A 17,580-nucleotide genomic window follows, 5' to 3' on the forward strand; every position below is an offset into this window, starting at 1 on the left:
TCCTGATCAGGAGGCCGACGGGGGGCCGAGCGGCCGGGCATCTCACGACGATGCCCGGCCGCTCACTCCCATTCCCAGCGCATGCCGACGATGCCCGGCGGGATGTCCGTCGCGACGAGGTGCGCGCCGTGCGTCGAGCCGATCCACACCTCGCGTACGCCCTGGTCGGGGGCGTGCAGGCCGCGCCGTTCGAAGCGGTAGCAGCGGGCCGGCACCGCGTCGCGGTCGAACTGCACCTGCAGCACGTACTCCCCGACCGGCACCGAGAAGCCCCGGTAGTAGTTGTCGGTGGCGATCATCGAGCCGCTCTCGAACTCGTACTCCAGCACGACGGTGTCCCCCTGGGACAGCATCCGGTCGAAGATGATCTCGGCGGCCTGCAGTCCCGACTCGGGGTCCGAGCGCACCCGGCCCAGCCGGCAGTTGCGCAGGGCGTGCACGCCGGTGGGCGCGCCCAGGTCGTCGGTGCGGAAGATGCCGACGGTGCGCGACACCCGGTCCACGTTGGCCCGCAGCACCTGGCGGCAGTTGAGCCGCAGCTCCTGGCGCTGCGCGCCGACCTGGTACAGGTCGTGCAGGCTGATCCGGGTGAGTTCGTGGTACATCCACCGGTCCAGCTCCCGGATGATCTTCGAGACGCTGTTGCCGTCCTCGAAGAGCCGGTCGATGTCGATGGTCCCCGGTGGCTGGTTGAGCCAGCGGCCCCGGGGGCGGCGCGGGCCGAGCTGGGCGATGAGCGACTCGGCGGGCAGCGACAGGATCTGCTCCAGCAGCCGCACCGCCTTCATGGACTCGGGGCGCTCCGGGCGGCTGCGTCCCCGCCGCCAGTAGCTGAGGGTGGCCAGGCTGACGCTGATGCCGGCGGCGGACAGCTTCTCCTGGATCTCCTCCGGCCGGATGCCCCGATCCTCGATGGCCAGGTGCAACGCGGCGGAGAACGGGCCGGTGCGCAGCGCATGCGCCAGGTCCCGGCCGAGAAGTTCAGAACGAGCCTTCTCCATGAACGCTGAGTATCACCACGCCCCCGCCCCAGCGCCACCCGTGTTCGGGGAACGGCTCGGCCGGCGCGCGCCCTCTGATCGACGTTGGCCTATCTCGGCGAATCCGGGGCACGGAAAATCGATGAGATAGGCCAACGTCTGTGAAAAGGCCGAGCCGCCGTGCCGGGCGCGACGCTCAGAGCTGGTCGTCCAGCAGGGACTGGGCCGCCTCGGGGAGGCGGTGCACGACGACGCCGGCCAGGCCGGGGCCGACGTGCGCGGCGACCACCGCGCCGACCTCGCTGGTGTACAGCTCGCACAGCCGGTCGCCGAGCCGCTCCCGCAGCGCCTGCGCGACCCAGTCGGCCCGCTCGGCGGCCGCCAGGTGGTGCACGGCGACCTCGACGGGGCCGTCGCCGGCCGCCTCCAGGGCGAGCGCGACCAGCCGGTCCAGCGCGCGGGCGGCGGTGCGCACCTTGTCGCGCATGGTGATGCCGCCCGCGGAGACCTCCAGCAGGGGCTTGACCGCCAGCGCGGTGCCGAGCAGGGCCGAGGCGGCGTTGATGCGGCCGCCGCGGCGCAGGTGCTCCAGCGTGTCCACGTAGAAGAAGGTGCTGGTCCGGTCGATGGTGTGCAGGGCGGCGTCGCGTACCCCCGCGAGGTCTTCGCCCTGCGCCGCGGCCCGCGCCGCGGCCAGGGCCGGGAAGCCCACGCCCATCGCGGCCGAGCAGGAGTCGACGATCTCGACCGGCCCGGCGGCCTCGCCCGCCGCGGTCGACGCGGCGCCGAGCGTGCCGGACAGCGCGCCGGCCAGGTGCACGGAGACGATGCCGTCCACCCCCGTCGCGAACAGCTTGTCGTACACCTGCGCGAACTCGGCCGGGGTGGGCTGCGAGGTGGTCACCGCGACGCGGCGGGCGGCCAGCGCGACGGCGACCTCGGCAGGGTAGACCTCGACGCCCTCCCGCCCGGACACGCCGCCCAGCACGACGTGCAGCGGCACGACGGTCAGCGACCCGTCCGCGACGGTGGCGGGCAGGTAGGCGGTGGAGTCGGTGACGACCGCCACGGACATGCGGCCCCCCGTCACGATGGCTGCGCCGAGACGACCTCGAGCACGGGGCCCATCTGGCAGATGGTCATGACGTCGCCGCGCAGCCGGCCGCGGATCGTCACGGTGGCTCCGGGCTTGACGACGTTCGGGTCGCCGCCCATCAGCTGGTACGTGGCGCCGGTGTCGGCGCGCAGCACGGTGCAGCCGCCTTCCAGCTCCACCCGCTCGACCAGCCCGCGCACCGAGACGACCTCGCCGTCCTTGGCGGGCGGCGGCACCACGGGCCCGGACAGGCTCGGCTTCGGCCTGCCGGTGCTCGGCGGCACCGCCGAGGCCGACGGCTGCGGGGTCATGGAACTGCCCACCTCCGGCTCCTCGCTCGGGGCGCACGCGGTGAGCAGGAGACCGCCCAGCAGCGCGCCGGTCAGCAACAGATGAGTGAGGGGGGTTCGTGTGGTCATGTCAGTTCGGACGCTACCGCCCGGGGGCAAGTTGCGCGAGTGACCTCACGCGCCGACGTTGTACGCCGACACCCGCCAGCCGTACGACGGCTGCAGGATCAGGTCGACCCAGTGGCAGTTCTGCACCGGCGCGACCGTCGGCAGCATCTCCTCGGGCCAGCCGAGCAGCGCGGCCACCCCGTACTTGATGGCCCCGCCGTGGCTGACCAGGATCGCGGTGCCGCCGGGCACCCGCTCGGCAGCCTGCCGGATCGTCTCGCTGACCCGCTTGCCCAGGTCGGGCAGCGACTCGATGCCGTCGCCCGGGTCCGGGTCGGCCGCGCGCCAGCGGGCGTACGACTCGGGGAAGCGCTCGCGCACCTCCGGGGTGGTCAGCCCCTGCCACGAGCCGAAGTGCCGCTCGCGCAGCCGGGCGTCGCGCTCGGGGGTCAAGCCGGTCAGCTCGACAAGTGGCGCGGCCGTCATCACGCACCGGCTGAGATCACTGGTGATCATGAGCTGGGCCTCGCCGCGCGCGAGCACCGCGGCCGCGGCCTGGGCCTGGGCCCGGCCGCGGTCGTTGACGGGCACGTCGAGCTGGCCCTGCACCCGCTGCGCGGCGTTCCAGTCGGTGTTGCCGTGCCGCCACAGCAGCACACGCGTGATCGACTCCTGGCCCCGTTCCAAGCTCACGCCTGCTCCTCGCTGCGGGTCTCCTCGCGGGGCTGGATCACGCAGCGTCCTGGGTCGCCAGGTCGCGGTCGACGAACTCGATCCGGGCGCAGTCCTTCCACAGGCGGTCGAGGGCGTAGAACTCGCGCTCCTCGCTGTGCTGGATGTGCACCACGATGTCGCCGAAGTCCAGCAGCACCCAGCGGCCGGCCCGCTCGCCTTCGCGGCGCACCGGCTTGGCCTTCTCGGGCAGGTTCAGCAGAGCCTCTTCGACGGCGTCGACGATGGCCAGGACCTGGCGCTCGTTCGGAGCGGAGGCGACCACGAAGACGTCGGTGAGGACGAGTTGCTCGCCCACGTCCAGCAGGACGATGTCCTCGGCCTTCTTGTCGGCGGCCGCCTGCGCGGCGGCCAGGGCCATCTCGACGGCACGCTCGGTTGCGGGCACCTTGGTCCTTTCGTCGGTGGCCCGGTCGCGATGCTCGCGATCAGGCTCAGCATCCAGAGTCTCACAGTGATTACCCGGTCTGCCGCTGAGATAGACACGCGGTGGGCCGGGACACCCGGACATCAGCGGTATAGATGCCGCTTTGTGATGTATTGCACCACGCCGTCCGGTACCAGGTACCAGACGGGCTGGCCCGCGGCGACCCGGCGGCGGCAGTCCGTCGACGAGATCGCCATCGCCGGCACCTGGACCAGGCTCACCACGTCGGCGGGCAGGTGCGCGTCGGTCAGCATGAACCCCGGACGGGTGACCCCCACGAAGTGGGCCAGCTCGAACAGCTGCTCCGCGTCCTTCCAGGACAGGATCTTCGACAGCGCGTCGGCGCCGGTGATGAAGAACAGCTCGGTCTTCTCGCCGTACTGGTCGCGCAGCTCGCGCAGCGTGTCGACGGTGTACGTCGGCCCGATCCGGTCGATGTCCACCCGGCTCACGCTGAACCGGGGATTCGACGCGGTGGCGATGACCGTCATCAGGTAGCGGTCCTCCGCCGGGGTGACCGCGTGCTCGGTCTTCTGCCACGGCCGACCCGTGGGCACGAAGACGACCTCGTCCAGGGCGTACCGGTCAGCCACCTCGCTGGCCGCGACGAGGTGACCGTGGTGGATGGGGTCGAAGGTGCCGCCCATGATCCCGATACGTGTCGCCACGCGCCGATTCTATGCCTGCGCGCGTCGCGCCCCGGCTTGTCATCGACGCTGGCCTATGACATCGAAAAATCGGCGACCGGATTCGATGTCATAGGCCGGCGTCTACGTCGGGCGGGGCCGGGGACGCGGGCGGCCGCCCGCCGCCCGGGCCACCGGGGCCGAGGCGGCGGGTGGAGAGCTGGACGGGCTGGTCAGGCGGCTTGCTGGGCGCGGAGGGCGCGGGCCAGGTCGTCGGTCTCGTCGGCCAGCGCGCGGCGCAGCAGCGGGTGCATGTCCCCCGCCAGCGCCACCCGCGCGGCCGCCAGTGTGTCCTCCGACACGGCGTACGACGGGTAGGCCGCCTTCGACAGGTGCGCCAGCATGTCGCCGGAGCGGCCCTCCGAACGCGGCAGCTCGGCGAAGAACCGGGCCACGAACGGCGCGGTCAGCTCCGCGTGCTCCGGCTGCCACAGCCCCGCCCCGGCTGCGACCGCGATCCGGTTGGACTGGCCCTGCTCCGTGACGACCAGGTCGAACGCCCGCTCCTTGGCGGCCGGGTCGGGGCGGCTCGCCCGCACCCGGACGGCCTCCTGCTCGCCCTTGTCGCTGGTGTCGCGCTGCAGCTCGGCGTCGATCTCCTCCTCGGCCACGTCGCCGAGCACCGCGAGCCGGCCCAGGATCGCCCAGCGCAGCTCGGCGTCGACGGCCAGGCCCGCGGGCACGTCCGCGCCGGTCAGCCAGCCGCGCAGCACGGCGCGGTCGTCCTCGGCGGCGGTGGAGATGAGCGTGCGGGCCGCGGCGAGCTGGTGGCCGCTGCCCGGCTCCGCGGTGGCCAGCAGGGTCTTGGCCGCCCCGGCCAGCGCCGCACGGGCGGCCGCCTGCCCGTCCACGGGCACGAAACGGGTGGCCGCGTACCGGGCCAGCCCGAACACCGACTCGACGATGGTGACGTCCGGCTCGGCGGGCAGCGCCGCGGCGGCCAGCTCGACCAGCTCGGTGGCGGGCCACTCGGCGTCGCGTACGGCGTCCCAGGCGCTGTTCCACCACAGCGAGCGCGACAGCGGGTCGGGCTGCGCGGCCAGCAGCGCGGGCAGCTCGGCGCGGGTGCGCTCGTCGAGCCGGACCTTGGCGAAGGTGAGGTCGCCGTCGTTGAGCAGCAGGCCGCGGCCGCGTACGCCGGACAGCTGCGGCACCGGGGTGAGCGCGCCGGTCACCTCGATCTCGGTGCGCTGCCAGGCACCGTGCTCGTCGAACCAGCCCAGGCCGATCCGGTGCGGGCGCAGCGTCGGGTACTGCTCGGCCGCGGTCTGCTCGACGGTCACCGAGGCGTACGAGCCGTCCGGCGCCCACTCGATCACCGGCCGCAGCGTGTTCACCTGCGCGGTGCGCAGCCAGGCCTGCGCCCAGGCGTCCAGGTCGCGCCCGCTGGCCAGCGACAGCGCGCCGAGCAGGTCGGCCAGCGTGGCGTTGCCCCAGGCGTGCTTGTCGAAGTGCGCCCGCAGGCCGTTCAAGAACGCCTCGTCGCCGATGAACGCGACCAGCTGCCGCAGTGCCGAGCAGCCCTTGGCGTAGGAGATGCCGTCGAAGTTGGCGAACGCGGCGTCGGTGTCGGCGACCTCGGTCGGCGCGATCGGGTGCGTGGACGGGCGCTGGTCGGCGGCGTACCCCCAGGCCTTGCGGCCGACGCCGAACCGGGTCCAGGCCTGCGGCCACGGGGTGACCTCGGCGACCAGCCGGTAGCCCATGTAGGTGGCGAACGACTCGTTCAGCCACAGGTCGTCCCACCAGCGCATGGTCACCAGGTCGCCGAACCACATGTGCGCCATCTCGTGGGCGATGATGGCGGCCCGCTCCAGCCGCTCGGTGTCGGTCACCGCCGCCCGGAACAGCAGCTCGTCGCGGAACACCACGCAGCCGGGGAACTCCATCGCGCCCCAGCTGAACTCGGGCACGAACGCCTGGTCGTACTTGCCGAACGGGTACCGCACGCCGAACAGCTCGTGGTAGCGGTCCAGGAACGCCTTGGTCAGCGAGAGGATCTCGGGCGCGTCGCGCTCCAGCACCTCGGCGTAGCTGGCGCGGGCGTACAGGCCGAGCGGGATGCCGTCGTGGCTGTCGGTCACCTCGACGTAAGGACCGGCCACGAGCGTGATCAGGTAGGTCGCCACCGGCTTGGTGGCGGGGAACTCCCAGCGGCCGGGCGGGTTCTGCACGCCCTCCGCGTTGGCCCGGACCAGCCAGGACGGGTCTGCGGTGACGGACAGCGCCACCGGCGCCTTGAGGTCGGGCTGGTCGAAGCAGGCCATGAAGCGCGGCGCGTCGGTGATCGAGGGCTGCGCGTACACGTAGACCTGCTTGTCGGCCGGGTCGACGAAGCGGTGCATCCCCTCGCTGGAGCGGGTGTAGGCGTACTCGGCGGACACCACGACGGTGTTGTCCGCGGCGAGGTCGGCCAGCCGCAGGCGCCCCTCGGCGAACGCCTCGGCGGGCAGCTCGACGCCGTTCAGGGTGGCGCCGAGCAGCCGCTCCGGCCGCGCCTCCAGGAACGTCTCGGCGCCGGGGTCGGCGGTGAAGCGGACGGTGGTGACCGTGCGGAAGAGTTCGTCTCCCGTGGTCAGATCCACGTCCAGGGCGTACGCGAGGTTCCGAACGGTGGCGGCCCGCGCGACGGCTTCGAGGTGGCTGAGGCAACGATGCGACATGAGGCCCATCCTGCCTGATGCGAAGCATGTGTTGAACAACCGGCACCCGCAACATGCGGAGTCCGCCCCGCATGTTGCGGTGGACTCCTGAGCGCGGTTTCATTCTTGCCGTTCCGGCCCGGTCCGGGGAGAATGGTCGCCATGCAGAAGCCGAACACCATGTGGTGGCTGCCCTGACGGGCGGCCCGCTTCCGCGAACCCAGCAAGACGACCCAGGCCGCCCCTCCGGGCGGCCTTCTTCGTGCACGGCTCCCGCCGGGCCGGGGTCTCCGGACGGGGTGGTCCGACTCCCGAGGAGACCGACATGACCATCGCCCCGACCCGCGTCCGCGCCCGCCGCCTGTCCGGCTGCAAGCCGACCGGCCACCTGCAGCTCGGCAACCTGTTCGGCATGATCGCGCCGCTGGTGGCCGGGCAGGACGACAGCGAGACGATCACCATGCTCGCCGACCTGCACTCGCTCACCGTCGAGCATGATCCCGCCGCGGTACGCGCGCTGACCCTGGAACAGGCCGCGGTGCTGCTCGCCGCCGGCGTCGACCCGGAACGCTGCACCCTGTACGTCCAGTCCCACCTACCCGAGCACGCCCAGCTGCACTACCTGCTGGAATGCGCCACCGGCTACGGCGAGGCGCAGCGCATGGTCGCGTTCAAGGAGAAGGCCGCGCGGGCCGAGCAGGTGCGGCTCAGCCTGCTCACCTACCCAGTGCTGATGGCGGCCGACATCCTGCTGCACGACACCGAGCAGGTGCCGGTCGGCGACGACCAGCTGCAGCACGTCGAGCTGGCCCGCGCCGTCGCGAACCGGTTCAACGGCCGCTACGGCCCGACCTTCACGGTGCCGGTGGCGGTGCCCGCGCCGGTCGCCGCGCGGGTGATGGACCTGGCCGACCCGACGGCCAAGATGGGCAAGACCAATGTGGTCGGCGTGGGTGTGCTCGGCATTCTCGACGAACCCGAGGTGGTACGCCGCAAGGTGATGCGCGCGGTGACCGACAGCGGGAGCACGGTGCGCCGTGACCGGGAGAACCAGCCCGGCGTGACCAACCTGCTGGAGATCTACCAGGCCTGCACCGGCTCCGCCGGCGACTTCGCCTCGTACGGCCAGCTCAAGCGGGAGACCGCCGAGGCCGTGGTGGCGGTGCTGCGGCCGATCCAGGAGCGCTACGAGGCGCTGCGGCAACGGCCGGAGACGGTCGAGCGGGTGTTGCGGGAGGGCGCGTCCCGGGCACGCCCGCGGGCCGCCGCCACGTTGCGGCGAGCCGGCGAAGCGATCGGACTCGTCAGCTTCTGAGCAGCTTCTTCGCGAAGCAGACCGAGTAGGGGTTGCCGATGTACCTGCCGTACGGCTCGGTCCGCTGGTAATCGGACGAGTCGAACAGTGCGATCGCCTCAGGCTGGTTCACGCCGGTCTCGCCGATGATCGAGTCCCAGCCCTGGGCGGTGGCCCGTCGTTCCAGAGCCGCAAGGATGCGGCGGGCCACCCCGGCGCGGCGGTGCGCCGGCAGTACGAAAAGTCGCCTGATCTCGCCGACACCCGACGCGGACGGCACGATGCCGCCACAGCCGACGGGCCTGCCCAGCACGTACGCCACGACGAAACGGGCGTGGGGGTCCAGGGGCGATCGGGTGGTGCCCGGATACCGCGTGAAGAGTTCGTCCTCAGCGGCGAGCACGAGCGCGGTGACATCAGGGTGGGTGATCTCACGGTGCTGGATCAACACCGTCAGCACGCTAGCCAGGGCTTGTTTCCGCGTTGTTTCACAAACCGCACAGTAAGGCGGTACGCGGTGAGATGGCGGACACTGTCGCCGAACCTTTACTCAACAGTGTCCGCCCTGGTACCGCCGCCTAGAGATCGTCGTCGTCATCGCCCGCGGCGGGCAGATCCCGCTCGTCGGGCAGCCACTCGTCGCCCGCGGTGTCGCCCTCCGGGCGCTCCCGCCGCGCCTTGCGGGCCGCGAGCCGCTCCGAGGCCCTCGGACGCGTGATGTCGTCCTCGAGACGCTCGTCGGTGAAGCGGTTGCCGGGCGTGAAGTCCTTGCCCGCGTAGATCGTGGGCTGCCAGTCGAACTCGCGCTCGCCGATACGCACCGGGTCGCCGGGCTGCGCGCCCAGCTTGCCCAGCTTCTCCTCGACCCCGAGCCGGGCGAGCCGGTCCGCGAGGTAGCCCACCGCCTCGGCGTTGTCGAACATGGTCTGGCGCACCCAGCGCTCGGGCTTGTTGCCGCGGACCACCCAGACGCCCGCGCGGTCCTGCACGATCTCGAAGCCGGAGTCGTCGACCGCCTTCGGGCGCAGCACGATGCGGGTCGGCTCCAGCACCGGCGCGGCCGCCCGGTGCTGCTCCACCATCCGGGCCAGCGCGTACACCAGGTCCTGCAGGCCCTCCCGGGTCGCCGCGCTGACCTGGTAGATCGGCCAGCCGAACTTCTCCAGGTCAGGGGTGGTGATGTCGGCGAGGTCGCGGCCGTCCGGCACGTCGATCTTGTTCAGCACGATGATCCGGGGCCGGTCCCCGAGCCCGCCGTACTGCGCCAGCTCCGCCTCCAGGGCCTCGATGTCGGCCACCGGGTCGCGGTCGGTCTCCAGGGTCGCCGTGTCCACCACGTGGGCCAGCACCGCGGTGCGCTCGATGTGGCGCAGGAACTCCAGGCCCAGGCCCTTGCCGGCGGCCGCGCCCGGGATCAGGCCCGGCACGTCGGCGACGGTGAACACGTGCTCGCCGGCCTGCACCACGCCCAGGTTCGGCACCAGCGTGGTGAACGGGTAGTCGGCGATCTTCGGCTTGGCCGCGGAGATCACCGAGATCAGCGAGGACTTGCCCGCGCTCGGGAAGCCGACCAGGCCCACGTCGGCGACGCTCTTGAGCTCGACGACCACCTCCAGCCGGTCACCGGGCTCGCCCAGCTCGGCGAAACCGGGGGCCTTGCGCCGGGCGCTGGCCAGCGCCGCGTTGCCGCGGCCGCCCCGGCCGCCCCGGGCGATCTCCAGGGTGGTGCCCGCACCCACCAGGTCGGCGATGACCTCGCCGTCCAGCGTCTGCACGACGGTGCCCGAGGGCACCTTGAGCACCAGGTCGCCGCCGTTCGCGCCCTCGCGGTTGTTGCCCGCGCCGCCCTTGCCGTTGGTCGCCTTGATGTGCGGGTGGAAGTGGAAGTCCAGCAGCGTGTGCACGTTGGGGTCGACTTCCATCAGGATGCCGCCGCCGTGCCCGCCGTTGCCGCCGTCCGGCCCGCCGAACGGCTTGAACTTCTCGCGGTGGATGGACACGCAGCCGTGGCCGCCGTCACCCGCCTGCAGGTGCAGCACCACACGATCCACGAACGTAGCCACGTTCCATCCTCCACATACTTCAACCGAAAAACAGCATATGCCCGCCTGTGCCCGCCCACCCCGGGCCCGCCCACCCACCCCCTGTCGCAACTCTTAAAGAGTCGCGGCCAAGGTGGCCTCCCTAAGCCGCATGTCTTTAAGACTTGCGGCGCGGGGGTCGGCCTCGGCCGGTCGGCGAGAGCCGGGGCGCGGGTGTCCGTGGGGCGTGCCCCTAGGGCAGCGCGCGGTGGGGGCCGGGTGTTCCGGGTCGGGGCGTTAGCCGCGTCTCATCGCGGCGTGGCCAGGGGCCGGAAACGGCAAAGGCGGGAAGGCGCTTCGCGCGCCCTCCCGCCTCCGACGAACTGTCAGGCCTCGACCGGAACGATGTTCACGGTCTTGCGGCCCCGCTTGAGACCGAACTGCACCGAGCCCGCGGCGAGCGCGAACAGCGTGTCGTCGCCGCCACGGCCGACCAGGTCGCCCGGGTGGAACTTGGTGCCGCGCTGGCGGATGAGGATCTCGCCGGCGCTGACGACCTGACCGCCGAAGCGCTTCACGCCGAGCCGCTGGGCGGCGGAGTCGCGACCGTTGCGCGAGCTGGATGCACCCTTTTTATGTGCCATCTCGAGGCCTACTTCCCGCTCTTGATGCCGGTGACCTTGACCTGGGTCAGCGGCTGACGGTGACCCTGCCGCTTGTGGTAGCCGGTCTTGTTCTTGAACTTGTGGATCCGGATCTTCGGGCCCTTGGTGTGGGCCACGACCTCACCGGAAACAGAAACCTTGGCAAGCTTCGCCGCGTCGGTCACCAGGTCGCTGCCATCAACAAGCAGCACTGCGGACAGCGCCACCACGTCGCCGGGCGCGCCCGCGAGCTTCTCGACCTCGATCACGTCGCCCTCGGCGACCTTGTACTGCTTGCCGCCGGTCTTGACGATCGCGTACATGGGACGCGGACTCCTGTCGTAGGTGCTGGCGGTTGGTTCATCGACCCGCGAGGCGGGTCGACTCTTTACTACTTGTTGCGCTCGGCAGTCCTGGCCGAAGACGGCCGGCACACACGCACGCATGCAGCGCCCTGTCATGGGCACCGTGGAGAAGACTACGTCATGCCCGGCCCGATGCCCAAACCGGGCACCCCCTGGCCCGGCGCGCGGTGACCGCGGTCACCGCGCGCCGGGGCGGCGATCACTTGCCGCAGAGCGCGCGGACGGCTTCGCCGCCCTTCTCGAACTCCGGGGTCTCCAGGGCCGCCATCGCCTTCGTGACGTCGCCGCCGGAGGCGGCGATGGCCGGGCCGACCTTCTTCAGGGTGGCGATGTCGGACTCGACGGCGGCCTTCAGCTCGGCGTCGTTCACGCCGGCCGCGATCGGCTCCAGGGCGGCCTGGAAGTCGGTGAACGCCTTGGTCAGCTTGCCCACCGCCTCCTGCGCCTTGGCCGGGTCGGCCTTGATGGTGTCCAGCTGCAGCGCCAGCTCCATGAGCGGGGCCTTGGCCGCGTCCTCCGCCTTGGTGTACGCGGCGCAGGCCGCAGCCTTGTCCATGGCCGCAGCGGCGGCGCTGGTGGCGGCGGCCGGGACCGAAGCCGAAGCGCCCGGGGTCGGGGTGTCGGTGTCGGCACAGGCCGTCATGCCCAGCAGCGCGAGACCGAGGGTGGCGGTAGCCAGAATCCGTCGCATGTTCTTCCTTGTCTATGCGGGGTGATCGGGTGCGCCACCTCGGCGGCGACACCCGTGCTTACTTGTCATATGGCCGGGGATTCAGCCTCGTACACGCCGAACCCTCGTTTGTGGCCACCGTGGCAGCCTAGCCACGGTGGCCGACAACGGGATCGGCAGCCTCAGGGGGCGCAGAGCTTCGAGGTCTTGTTCTCGTGGATGTCCAGAGCGGTGCCTTCGAGGACCGCGATCACCTTGTCGAAGTCGCCGTTCGCGGCCGTCAGGGCCTGCGCGGCACCGGCCACCGTGGCGATGTCCGCCTCCAGAGCCGCCTTCACCTCGGCATCGGCGGTGTCCGCGGAGAGCTTGGCCAGCTGGGCGCGGTAGGCCTCGATCGCCGTGACGAGTGCCGGAACGTGGGTCTTGGCCTTCTCCTCGTCGTCGATGGCCGCGCCGATGATCTTGGTGGTGGCCGCCAGCACCCCCAGGCTCTCCTCGCTGATGCCCATCATGTTGAACGCCAGGCACGTCGCTTCCTTGCTCTGGGTGCCGGTGGGCGCGGCCGGAGCGGCGGAGGAGGCAGCCGGGGCGGCCGACGACGAGGGGGTGGCCGTGGTCTCGGCCGGGTCGGCGGCGCACGCGGCGGCGCCGAGCAGGGTCAGGCTGAGGACGGCGGTGGTCAGAACGCGGCGCATGTGCGAGAGGGTCCTTTGGCACGTGAGAGGTGACGGTGGCGGACAAAGCCGCCCCGGGGCGGCGTGATAGCCCCGGGGCAGCTTAGGGAAGCCTGATGACGGCCTGATAACGGCCTCAGGGACAGATCCTGGCCAAAGGCATGATCCAGGACAGCAGGGCCGGCGTGAGCTTCGCCTCAAGTTCGGAGATCTTGGTGACGCCGTCGAGGAACGCCAGATCGGTAGCGGTCTGCCGGACGTTCGCCGCGACCTGGTCGAAGGCGGCCTTGACCGCCGGGTCGGCGGCGACCGCGCCGACCCCCGTGATCTGGGTCTCCAGCGCGGTGAGCGCCTCGCGCAGCTTGGTCTCCGCGGCCTGGGTCTTCGCCGCGTCGGTGCCGGCCCGCGCCTTGAGCACACCGCCGATCGCGGTGGTCAGGTCGGTCCGGGCCTTGCCGTTGAAGACCTTGTCGAACTCGGCGCAGACCGCCGTGGCCGCCGTCGAGCCGCTCGGCGCGGGCGCGGCGGCCGCGCTGGGCGAGGACGCCGGGCCGGGTGTGTCGTCGGCGCACGCGCTCGCGCCGAGCAGGGACACGCCCACCAGGACGGCGGTCAGGAAACGTCGCATGGGAATTGCCTCCAGAGGGGTGGTGCGGGGTCGCCGTACGTCGTCAGGCTGCCGGGCAGATCTCGTTCAGCGCCTCGTTGGCCGCGGTCAGGTCCGGGCTGAACAGGATCTGCTGCATCTTCGAGGGGTCCTCGGCGAGCTTCTGCGGGTCGCTCAGCTGCGCCACCGCGGCGTCCAGGGCCTTCGCGAGGTCCTCCAGCGCCTTGCGCAGCTTCGGATCGGCGGTCTTGGCCGCCTCGGCCTTCACCGTGCTGGACAGCGCCACGTAGTCCTTGCCCAGCGCGTCGAAGAAGACCTTGACCTTCTCCGGGTCGCTCAGCGAGGCGCCGAGTTCCTCGGCCCTGACCACCAGGTTCGCGACGAACTTCTTGCTCTCGGCGATCACCGCGGCGCAGGTCGCCTTCGGGTCGGTGGTCCCGGTGACGGCGCCGGAGACGCCCGGTGCGGCGCTCGCGCCCGGACTCGCCTCGGTCGTAGCCCCGGCCGACGGTCCCGAGCCCGCATTCGGCCGCGTCGGGTCACCGGAGCAGGCGGTGGCGGTCAGCAGCGCCGCGCCGAGCACGGCGGCGGCAAGGATGCGTCGCATAGGGGTCCTCCAGGCTCTGCGGGGGTGCCGGGACAGCGAACTGCCCGGGGATGTGGTGCACACATACCCCGGGCAGCTTATGCGAGTTCTCCGCGGGCATATCGACCGCGGACGATCCTGGTCGGTCTACGGGCGGGTGCGCCGCCGACCGCCGCGGCGGGTACGCCGCCTGGTGGGGGTGTCGCCGCCGTCCTCGCCGGGCTCCTCGCCCGCCTCGTCGTCGTCCTCGACCGCCGCCGTCTCGTACCGGGACAGGTCGTAGCCCTCGGTGTCGTAGTACCCCGCGTCCGCGGCCGCCGCCTTCTGCTGCTTCGGCGCGGGCGGCGCGGCGGCCTGCTTGACCGGCGCCGGCGGCAGCTGGGCCGGCGGCGCGGCGTGGACCGGCGCGCGGCGCTCGGAGACCGGCTCGGTGTGGATGATGACCCCGCGGCCCTTGCAGTGCTCACACGGCTCGCTGAACGCCTCCAGCAGGCCCGCGCCGATGCGCTTGCGCGTCATCTGCACCAGGCCCAGCGAGGTGATCTCGGTGACCTGGTGCTTGGTCCGGTCCCGGCCCAGGCACTCGGTCAGCCGGCGCAGCACCAGCTCGCGGTTGCTCTCCAGCACCATGTCGATGAAGTCGATCACCACGATGCCGCCGAGGTCCCGCAGCCGCAGCTGGCGCACGATCTCCTCGGCCGCCTCCAGGTTGTTGCGGGTGACCGTCTCCTCCAGGTTGCCGCCGACACCGGTGTACTTGCCGGTGTTGACGTCGACGACGGTCATCGCCTCGGTGCGGTCGAACACCAGGTGGCCGCCGGAGGGCAGGAACACCTTGCGGTCCAGGCCCTTGAGGATCTGCTCGTCGATGCGGTACGTCGCGAACACGTCCGAGACGCCGGTGTGCCGGTGCACCCGGTCCACCAGGTCGGGCGAGACGTGCCCGAGGTAGGTCTGCACGGTGTCGTAGGCGTTGTCGCCCTGCACCACGAGTTCCTTGAAGTCCTCGTTGAACAGGTCGCGGACCACCCGGACGACCAGGTCGGGCTCGCCGTACAGCAGCGCGGGCGCGCCGCCCTCGGCAGCCTTGGCCTGGATGTCCTCCCACTGCGCCTGCAGGCGCAGCACGTCGCGCTCCAGGTCCTCCTCGGAGGCGCCCTCGGCGGCGGTGCGCACGATCACGCCCGCGCCCTCGGGGACCAGCTTCTTGAGGATGTCGCGCAGCCGCTTGCGCTCCACGTCGGACAGCTTCCGGCTGATGCCGGAGGCGTTGCCGTTGGGCACGTACACCAGGTGCCGGCCGGACAGCGCGACGTGGCTGGACAGCCGCGCGCCCTTGTGCCCGATCGGGTCCTTGGTCACCTGCACCAGCACCGAGTCGCCGGACTTCAGCGCCTGCTCGATGGAGCGCTGGCGCCCCTCCAGCCCGGCCGCGTCCCAGTTGACCTCACCGGCGTACAGCACCGCGTTGCGGCCCCGGCCGAGGTCGACGAAGGCGGCCTCCATGCTCGGCAGCACGTTCTGCACCTTGCCCAGGTACACGTTGCCGACCATGGTGGCGGTGGAGGCGCGGGTGACGTAGTGCTCGACGAGCACGCCGTCCTCCATGACCGCGATCTGCGTGCGGTCCGGGTTCTCGCGGATGACCATGACCCGGTCGACCGCCTCGCGGCGGGCCAGGAACTCGGACTCGGTGAGGATCGGCGGGCGGGTGCGGCGCTGCTCGCGGCCGTCCCGGCGGCGCTGGCGCTTGGCCTCCAGCCGGGTCGAGCCGGAGACGCCCTGCACCTCGTCGCTGGCGGCACGCGGCTCGCGGATGCGGACGACCGTGTGCACGCCGTCCTCGGCCTCGGCGCCCTCGTCCCCGGCGCCCTTGCGGCGGCGGCGACGGCGACGGCGGGTCAGCGGCTCGCCGTCCTCGTCGGTCGCCTCCTCCTCGGCCTCGACGGCCTCGGGCTGCTCCTCGTCGCCGTTGTCGTCCGCGCCGCCCTTGCCCCGGCCACGGCCACGGCGGCCCCGGCGGCGGCGGGCGCGGCCGTTCTCCTCGCCCTCGTCCTCGTCCTGCTCCTCGTCGGCGGCGACCGGCTCGGCGGCCTCCGCCTCGACGACGGCCTCCTCCTCGTCCCGGCCACGGCGGCGCTTGCGGCGGCGGCCGGTCTCGGCCGGCTCGACTGCCTCGACGGGCTCCTCGACCGGCGCGGGCCGCGCGGCGGCCACGGGGCGCACCGGCGTTGCCGTCGCCTCAGGAGCCATGAACAGCACGGACGGGGCCAGCCGGCGCGGGGCTTCGCCCACCTGCTCGGCGGCCGCGGCGGCGGCCTCGGCCGCCTCCTCGTCCTCTTCGGCCTCCTCGTCGAGCGCGTCGGCCACGGTGGGCGCGAGCTCCTCGACAGCCGGAAGCACGGGCTCCGTTACGTCATTCGCCCCAGACTCGCCGGAGATGTCCGGCTCTGCGGCTTTCTTCCGGCGCCGAGTCGCCTTCTTGACGGGCGCGGGCTCCTCCACGGACTCCCCCGCGCCGTCCTCGACGGCCTCCGGGGCCGCGGCGGCGGCACGCTTACGGGTGCGCCGACGGGTGGGCGCGGCCTCGGGCTCCGCCGCGCCCTCCGCGGCGGCCGCCTCCGGCATCGCGGGCTGGGCCATCACCGGCTCAGGCGTCACGGCAGCGGGCTCAGGCGTCACAGGGGCGCCCATGCCGGCGTCGCCGCCGGTGTTCTCGCCGGTCACGGCACCGGGCTGGTCAGTCGCCGCGCTCGGCGGGTTCTGCGAAACGTTGTCGGCATTCTCGTGCCGATCTGCGGGCTCGTGGTCGAGCATCCGGACTGTTCTCCAGTTCTGGCGGTCCCGGGCGCGTCACAACGCAGCCACTCAGGAGCACCGGTGTTTGCCGCCGGGGTCGCCCGTCAGAGCGCCTGTCGAGGCGCTCGGACGGGCATCCGCCGAAGTCTGCCGAGAGCGGAGACCGGTCGGGTCAACGCTCGCCGATGGCGACGGGGTCGCGATCCACGTCGAGCGGATCCACGATCTCCCCCTGGGGGGTCAGCGTGCCCTGTGCCAGCCGGGTCGCCCTGGCACTTTTCAGTGAATGGGGCGCCGACGGCTCCAGGTCCGCAACCACGCGCAGGCCGGACAGGACGTCATCGGGCCGTACGGAGGGAGTGACCTGCCGCACGACAAGGTCGAGTATCGCACACGGGACTGCCCCGACCACGCCAGGTGGTGAGGTCTGTGACGAGACAGCCGCGATGGACGCCACGGCGTCCCTGGTGTCGAACGTGCGGCGGCCCTGTTTGGTCATGCGCTCGACCAGGACCTCACTCTGCGCGACGAACGCCGCCACGGCGGCGGCGAGCTGCTCGTCGCTCACGCCGGGCAGCTCGATACGCCACGACGAGGCCGTGATCCGGTCGGCCAGGCTGCCGGGGGTGTTCGCCTCCACGGCCTCGATCACGTCCAGGCCGGGCGACAGCGCCGCGTCGAGCGCCTTGCACAGGTCCGCCGGATCGACCCGCTCGCGCAGGCCGATCTCCAGGTACTCCGCCTCGGAGGCCACCCCGGTGGGCGCGGCGCTGGCGAAGGAGATCTTCGGGTGCGGGGTGAAGCCCTGCGAGAAGGCGATCGGGATCCCGGCCCGGTGGATCGCCCGCTCCACGGCGCGGGCGAAGTCGCGGTGGGAGGTGAAGCGCATCGGGCCGCGCTTGGTGTACCGCAGCCGGATGCGCTGCACGACGGGAGCCTGGCCGCCCGTCGGCTGGTTC

At 72.1% G+C, this 17,580-nt stretch carries 18 protein-coding genes; 1 reads left to right on the forward strand and 17 read right to left on the reverse strand.

Annotated features, from left to right (window positions below):
* Positions 1-62 precede the first annotated feature (62 nt).
* From Cco03nite_RS14210 to pepN, 7 genes are all read right to left on the reverse strand, one after another.
* A complete protein-coding gene (locus tag Cco03nite_RS14210) occupies positions 63-1,001 on the reverse strand; it encodes a hypothetical protein (RefSeq protein WP_203692536.1) in 939 nt (312 codons plus the stop codon).
* A gap of 175 nt (positions 1,002-1,176) precedes the next feature.
* Positions 1,177-2,055, reverse strand: a complete 879-nt coding sequence (locus tag Cco03nite_RS14215; protein WP_203692537.1) for a DegV family protein — start codon at positions 2,053-2,055, stop codon at positions 1,177-1,179.
* Between the two features lie 11 nt (positions 2,056-2,066).
* Complete coding sequence (locus Cco03nite_RS14220; protein WP_203692538.1) at positions 2,067-2,495, reverse strand: DUF5818 domain-containing protein; 429 nt, start codon at positions 2,493-2,495, stop codon at positions 2,067-2,069.
* Positions 2,496-2,540: 45 nt separating this feature from the next.
* Positions 2,541-3,140 carry a histidine phosphatase family protein gene (locus Cco03nite_RS14225; RefSeq protein ID WP_203692572.1) on the reverse strand — a complete coding sequence of 200 codons (600 nt, stop codon included), beginning with the start codon at positions 3,138-3,140 and terminating at the stop codon, positions 2,541-2,543.
* A gap of 64 nt (positions 3,141-3,204) precedes the next feature.
* Entirely contained in the window at positions 3,205-3,594 is a 390-nt protein-coding gene (rsfS, locus tag Cco03nite_RS14230) for a ribosome silencing factor (protein WP_203692539.1), read from the reverse strand.
* Positions 3,595-3,716: 122 nt separating this feature from the next.
* Complete coding sequence (nadD, locus tag Cco03nite_RS14235) at positions 3,717-4,301, reverse strand: nicotinate-nucleotide adenylyltransferase (RefSeq protein WP_203692540.1); 585 nt, start codon at positions 4,299-4,301, stop codon at positions 3,717-3,719.
* 191 nt (positions 4,302-4,492) lie between these two features.
* Positions 4,493-6,982, reverse strand: coding sequence for an aminopeptidase N (pepN, locus tag Cco03nite_RS14240; protein WP_203692541.1), 2,490 nt, complete (start codon positions 6,980-6,982; stop codon positions 4,493-4,495).
* Positions 6,983-7,286: 304 nt separating this feature from the next.
* Here pepN and trpS point away from each other — a divergent pair, with 304 nt between their 5' ends.
* Positions 7,287-8,276, forward strand: coding sequence for a tryptophan--tRNA ligase (gene trpS / locus Cco03nite_RS14245; protein WP_203692542.1), 990 nt, complete (start codon positions 7,287-7,289; stop codon positions 8,274-8,276).
* Here the strand turns inward: trpS and Cco03nite_RS14250 are convergent.
* From Cco03nite_RS14250 to Cco03nite_RS14295, 10 genes are all read right to left on the reverse strand, one after another.
* Complete coding sequence (locus tag Cco03nite_RS14250) at positions 8,266-8,706, reverse strand: GNAT family N-acetyltransferase (protein ID WP_203692543.1); 441 nt, start codon at positions 8,704-8,706, stop codon at positions 8,266-8,268. The genes trpS and Cco03nite_RS14250 overlap by 11 nt on opposite strands.
* Positions 8,707-8,833: 127 nt before the next feature.
* Positions 8,834-10,318 (reverse strand): GTPase ObgE, encoded by a 1,485-nt coding sequence (obgE, locus tag Cco03nite_RS14255; RefSeq protein ID WP_203692544.1) that lies wholly within the window; start codon positions 10,316-10,318, stop codon positions 8,834-8,836.
* A gap of 344 nt (positions 10,319-10,662) precedes the next feature.
* Positions 10,663-10,920, reverse strand: a complete 258-nt coding sequence (gene rpmA, locus Cco03nite_RS14260; protein ID WP_191841170.1) for a 50S ribosomal protein L27 — start codon at positions 10,918-10,920, stop codon at positions 10,663-10,665.
* Between the two features lie 8 nt (positions 10,921-10,928).
* Entirely contained in the window at positions 10,929-11,243 is a 315-nt protein-coding gene (rplU, locus tag Cco03nite_RS14265) for a 50S ribosomal protein L21 (protein WP_155374923.1), read from the reverse strand.
* Between the two features lie 241 nt (positions 11,244-11,484).
* A complete protein-coding gene (locus tag Cco03nite_RS14270; protein WP_203692545.1) occupies positions 11,485-11,976 on the reverse strand; it encodes a hypothetical protein in 492 nt (163 codons plus the stop codon).
* 161 nt (positions 11,977-12,137) lie between these two features.
* Positions 12,138-12,650: a hypothetical protein gene (locus Cco03nite_RS14275; RefSeq protein ID WP_203692546.1), complete on the reverse strand. Its 513-nt coding sequence runs from the start codon at positions 12,648-12,650 to the stop codon at positions 12,138-12,140.
* Positions 12,651-12,765: 115 nt separating this feature from the next.
* Positions 12,766-13,257, reverse strand: a complete 492-nt coding sequence (locus Cco03nite_RS14280) for a hypothetical protein (protein ID WP_203692547.1) — start codon at positions 13,255-13,257, stop codon at positions 12,766-12,768.
* Positions 13,258-13,300: 43 nt separating this feature from the next.
* A complete protein-coding gene (locus tag Cco03nite_RS14285) occupies positions 13,301-13,843 on the reverse strand; it encodes a hypothetical protein (RefSeq protein WP_203692548.1) in 543 nt (180 codons plus the stop codon).
* 126 nt (positions 13,844-13,969) lie between these two features.
* On the reverse strand, positions 13,970-16,639 hold the full coding sequence (locus Cco03nite_RS14290; protein ID WP_203692549.1) for an Rne/Rng family ribonuclease: 2,670 nt from the start codon (positions 16,637-16,639) through the stop codon (positions 13,970-13,972).
* 154 nt (positions 16,640-16,793) lie between these two features.
* Positions 16,794-17,549 carry a TIGR03936 family radical SAM-associated protein gene (locus Cco03nite_RS14295; RefSeq protein WP_203692573.1) on the reverse strand — a complete coding sequence of 252 codons (756 nt, stop codon included), beginning with the start codon at positions 17,547-17,549 and terminating at the stop codon, positions 16,794-16,796.
* Positions 17,550-17,580 lie beyond the last annotated feature (31 nt).

Source organism: Catellatospora coxensis (assembly GCF_016862635.1).
GTDB classification, from domain to species: Bacteria; Actinomycetota; Actinomycetes; order Mycobacteriales; family Micromonosporaceae; genus Catellatospora; species Catellatospora coxensis.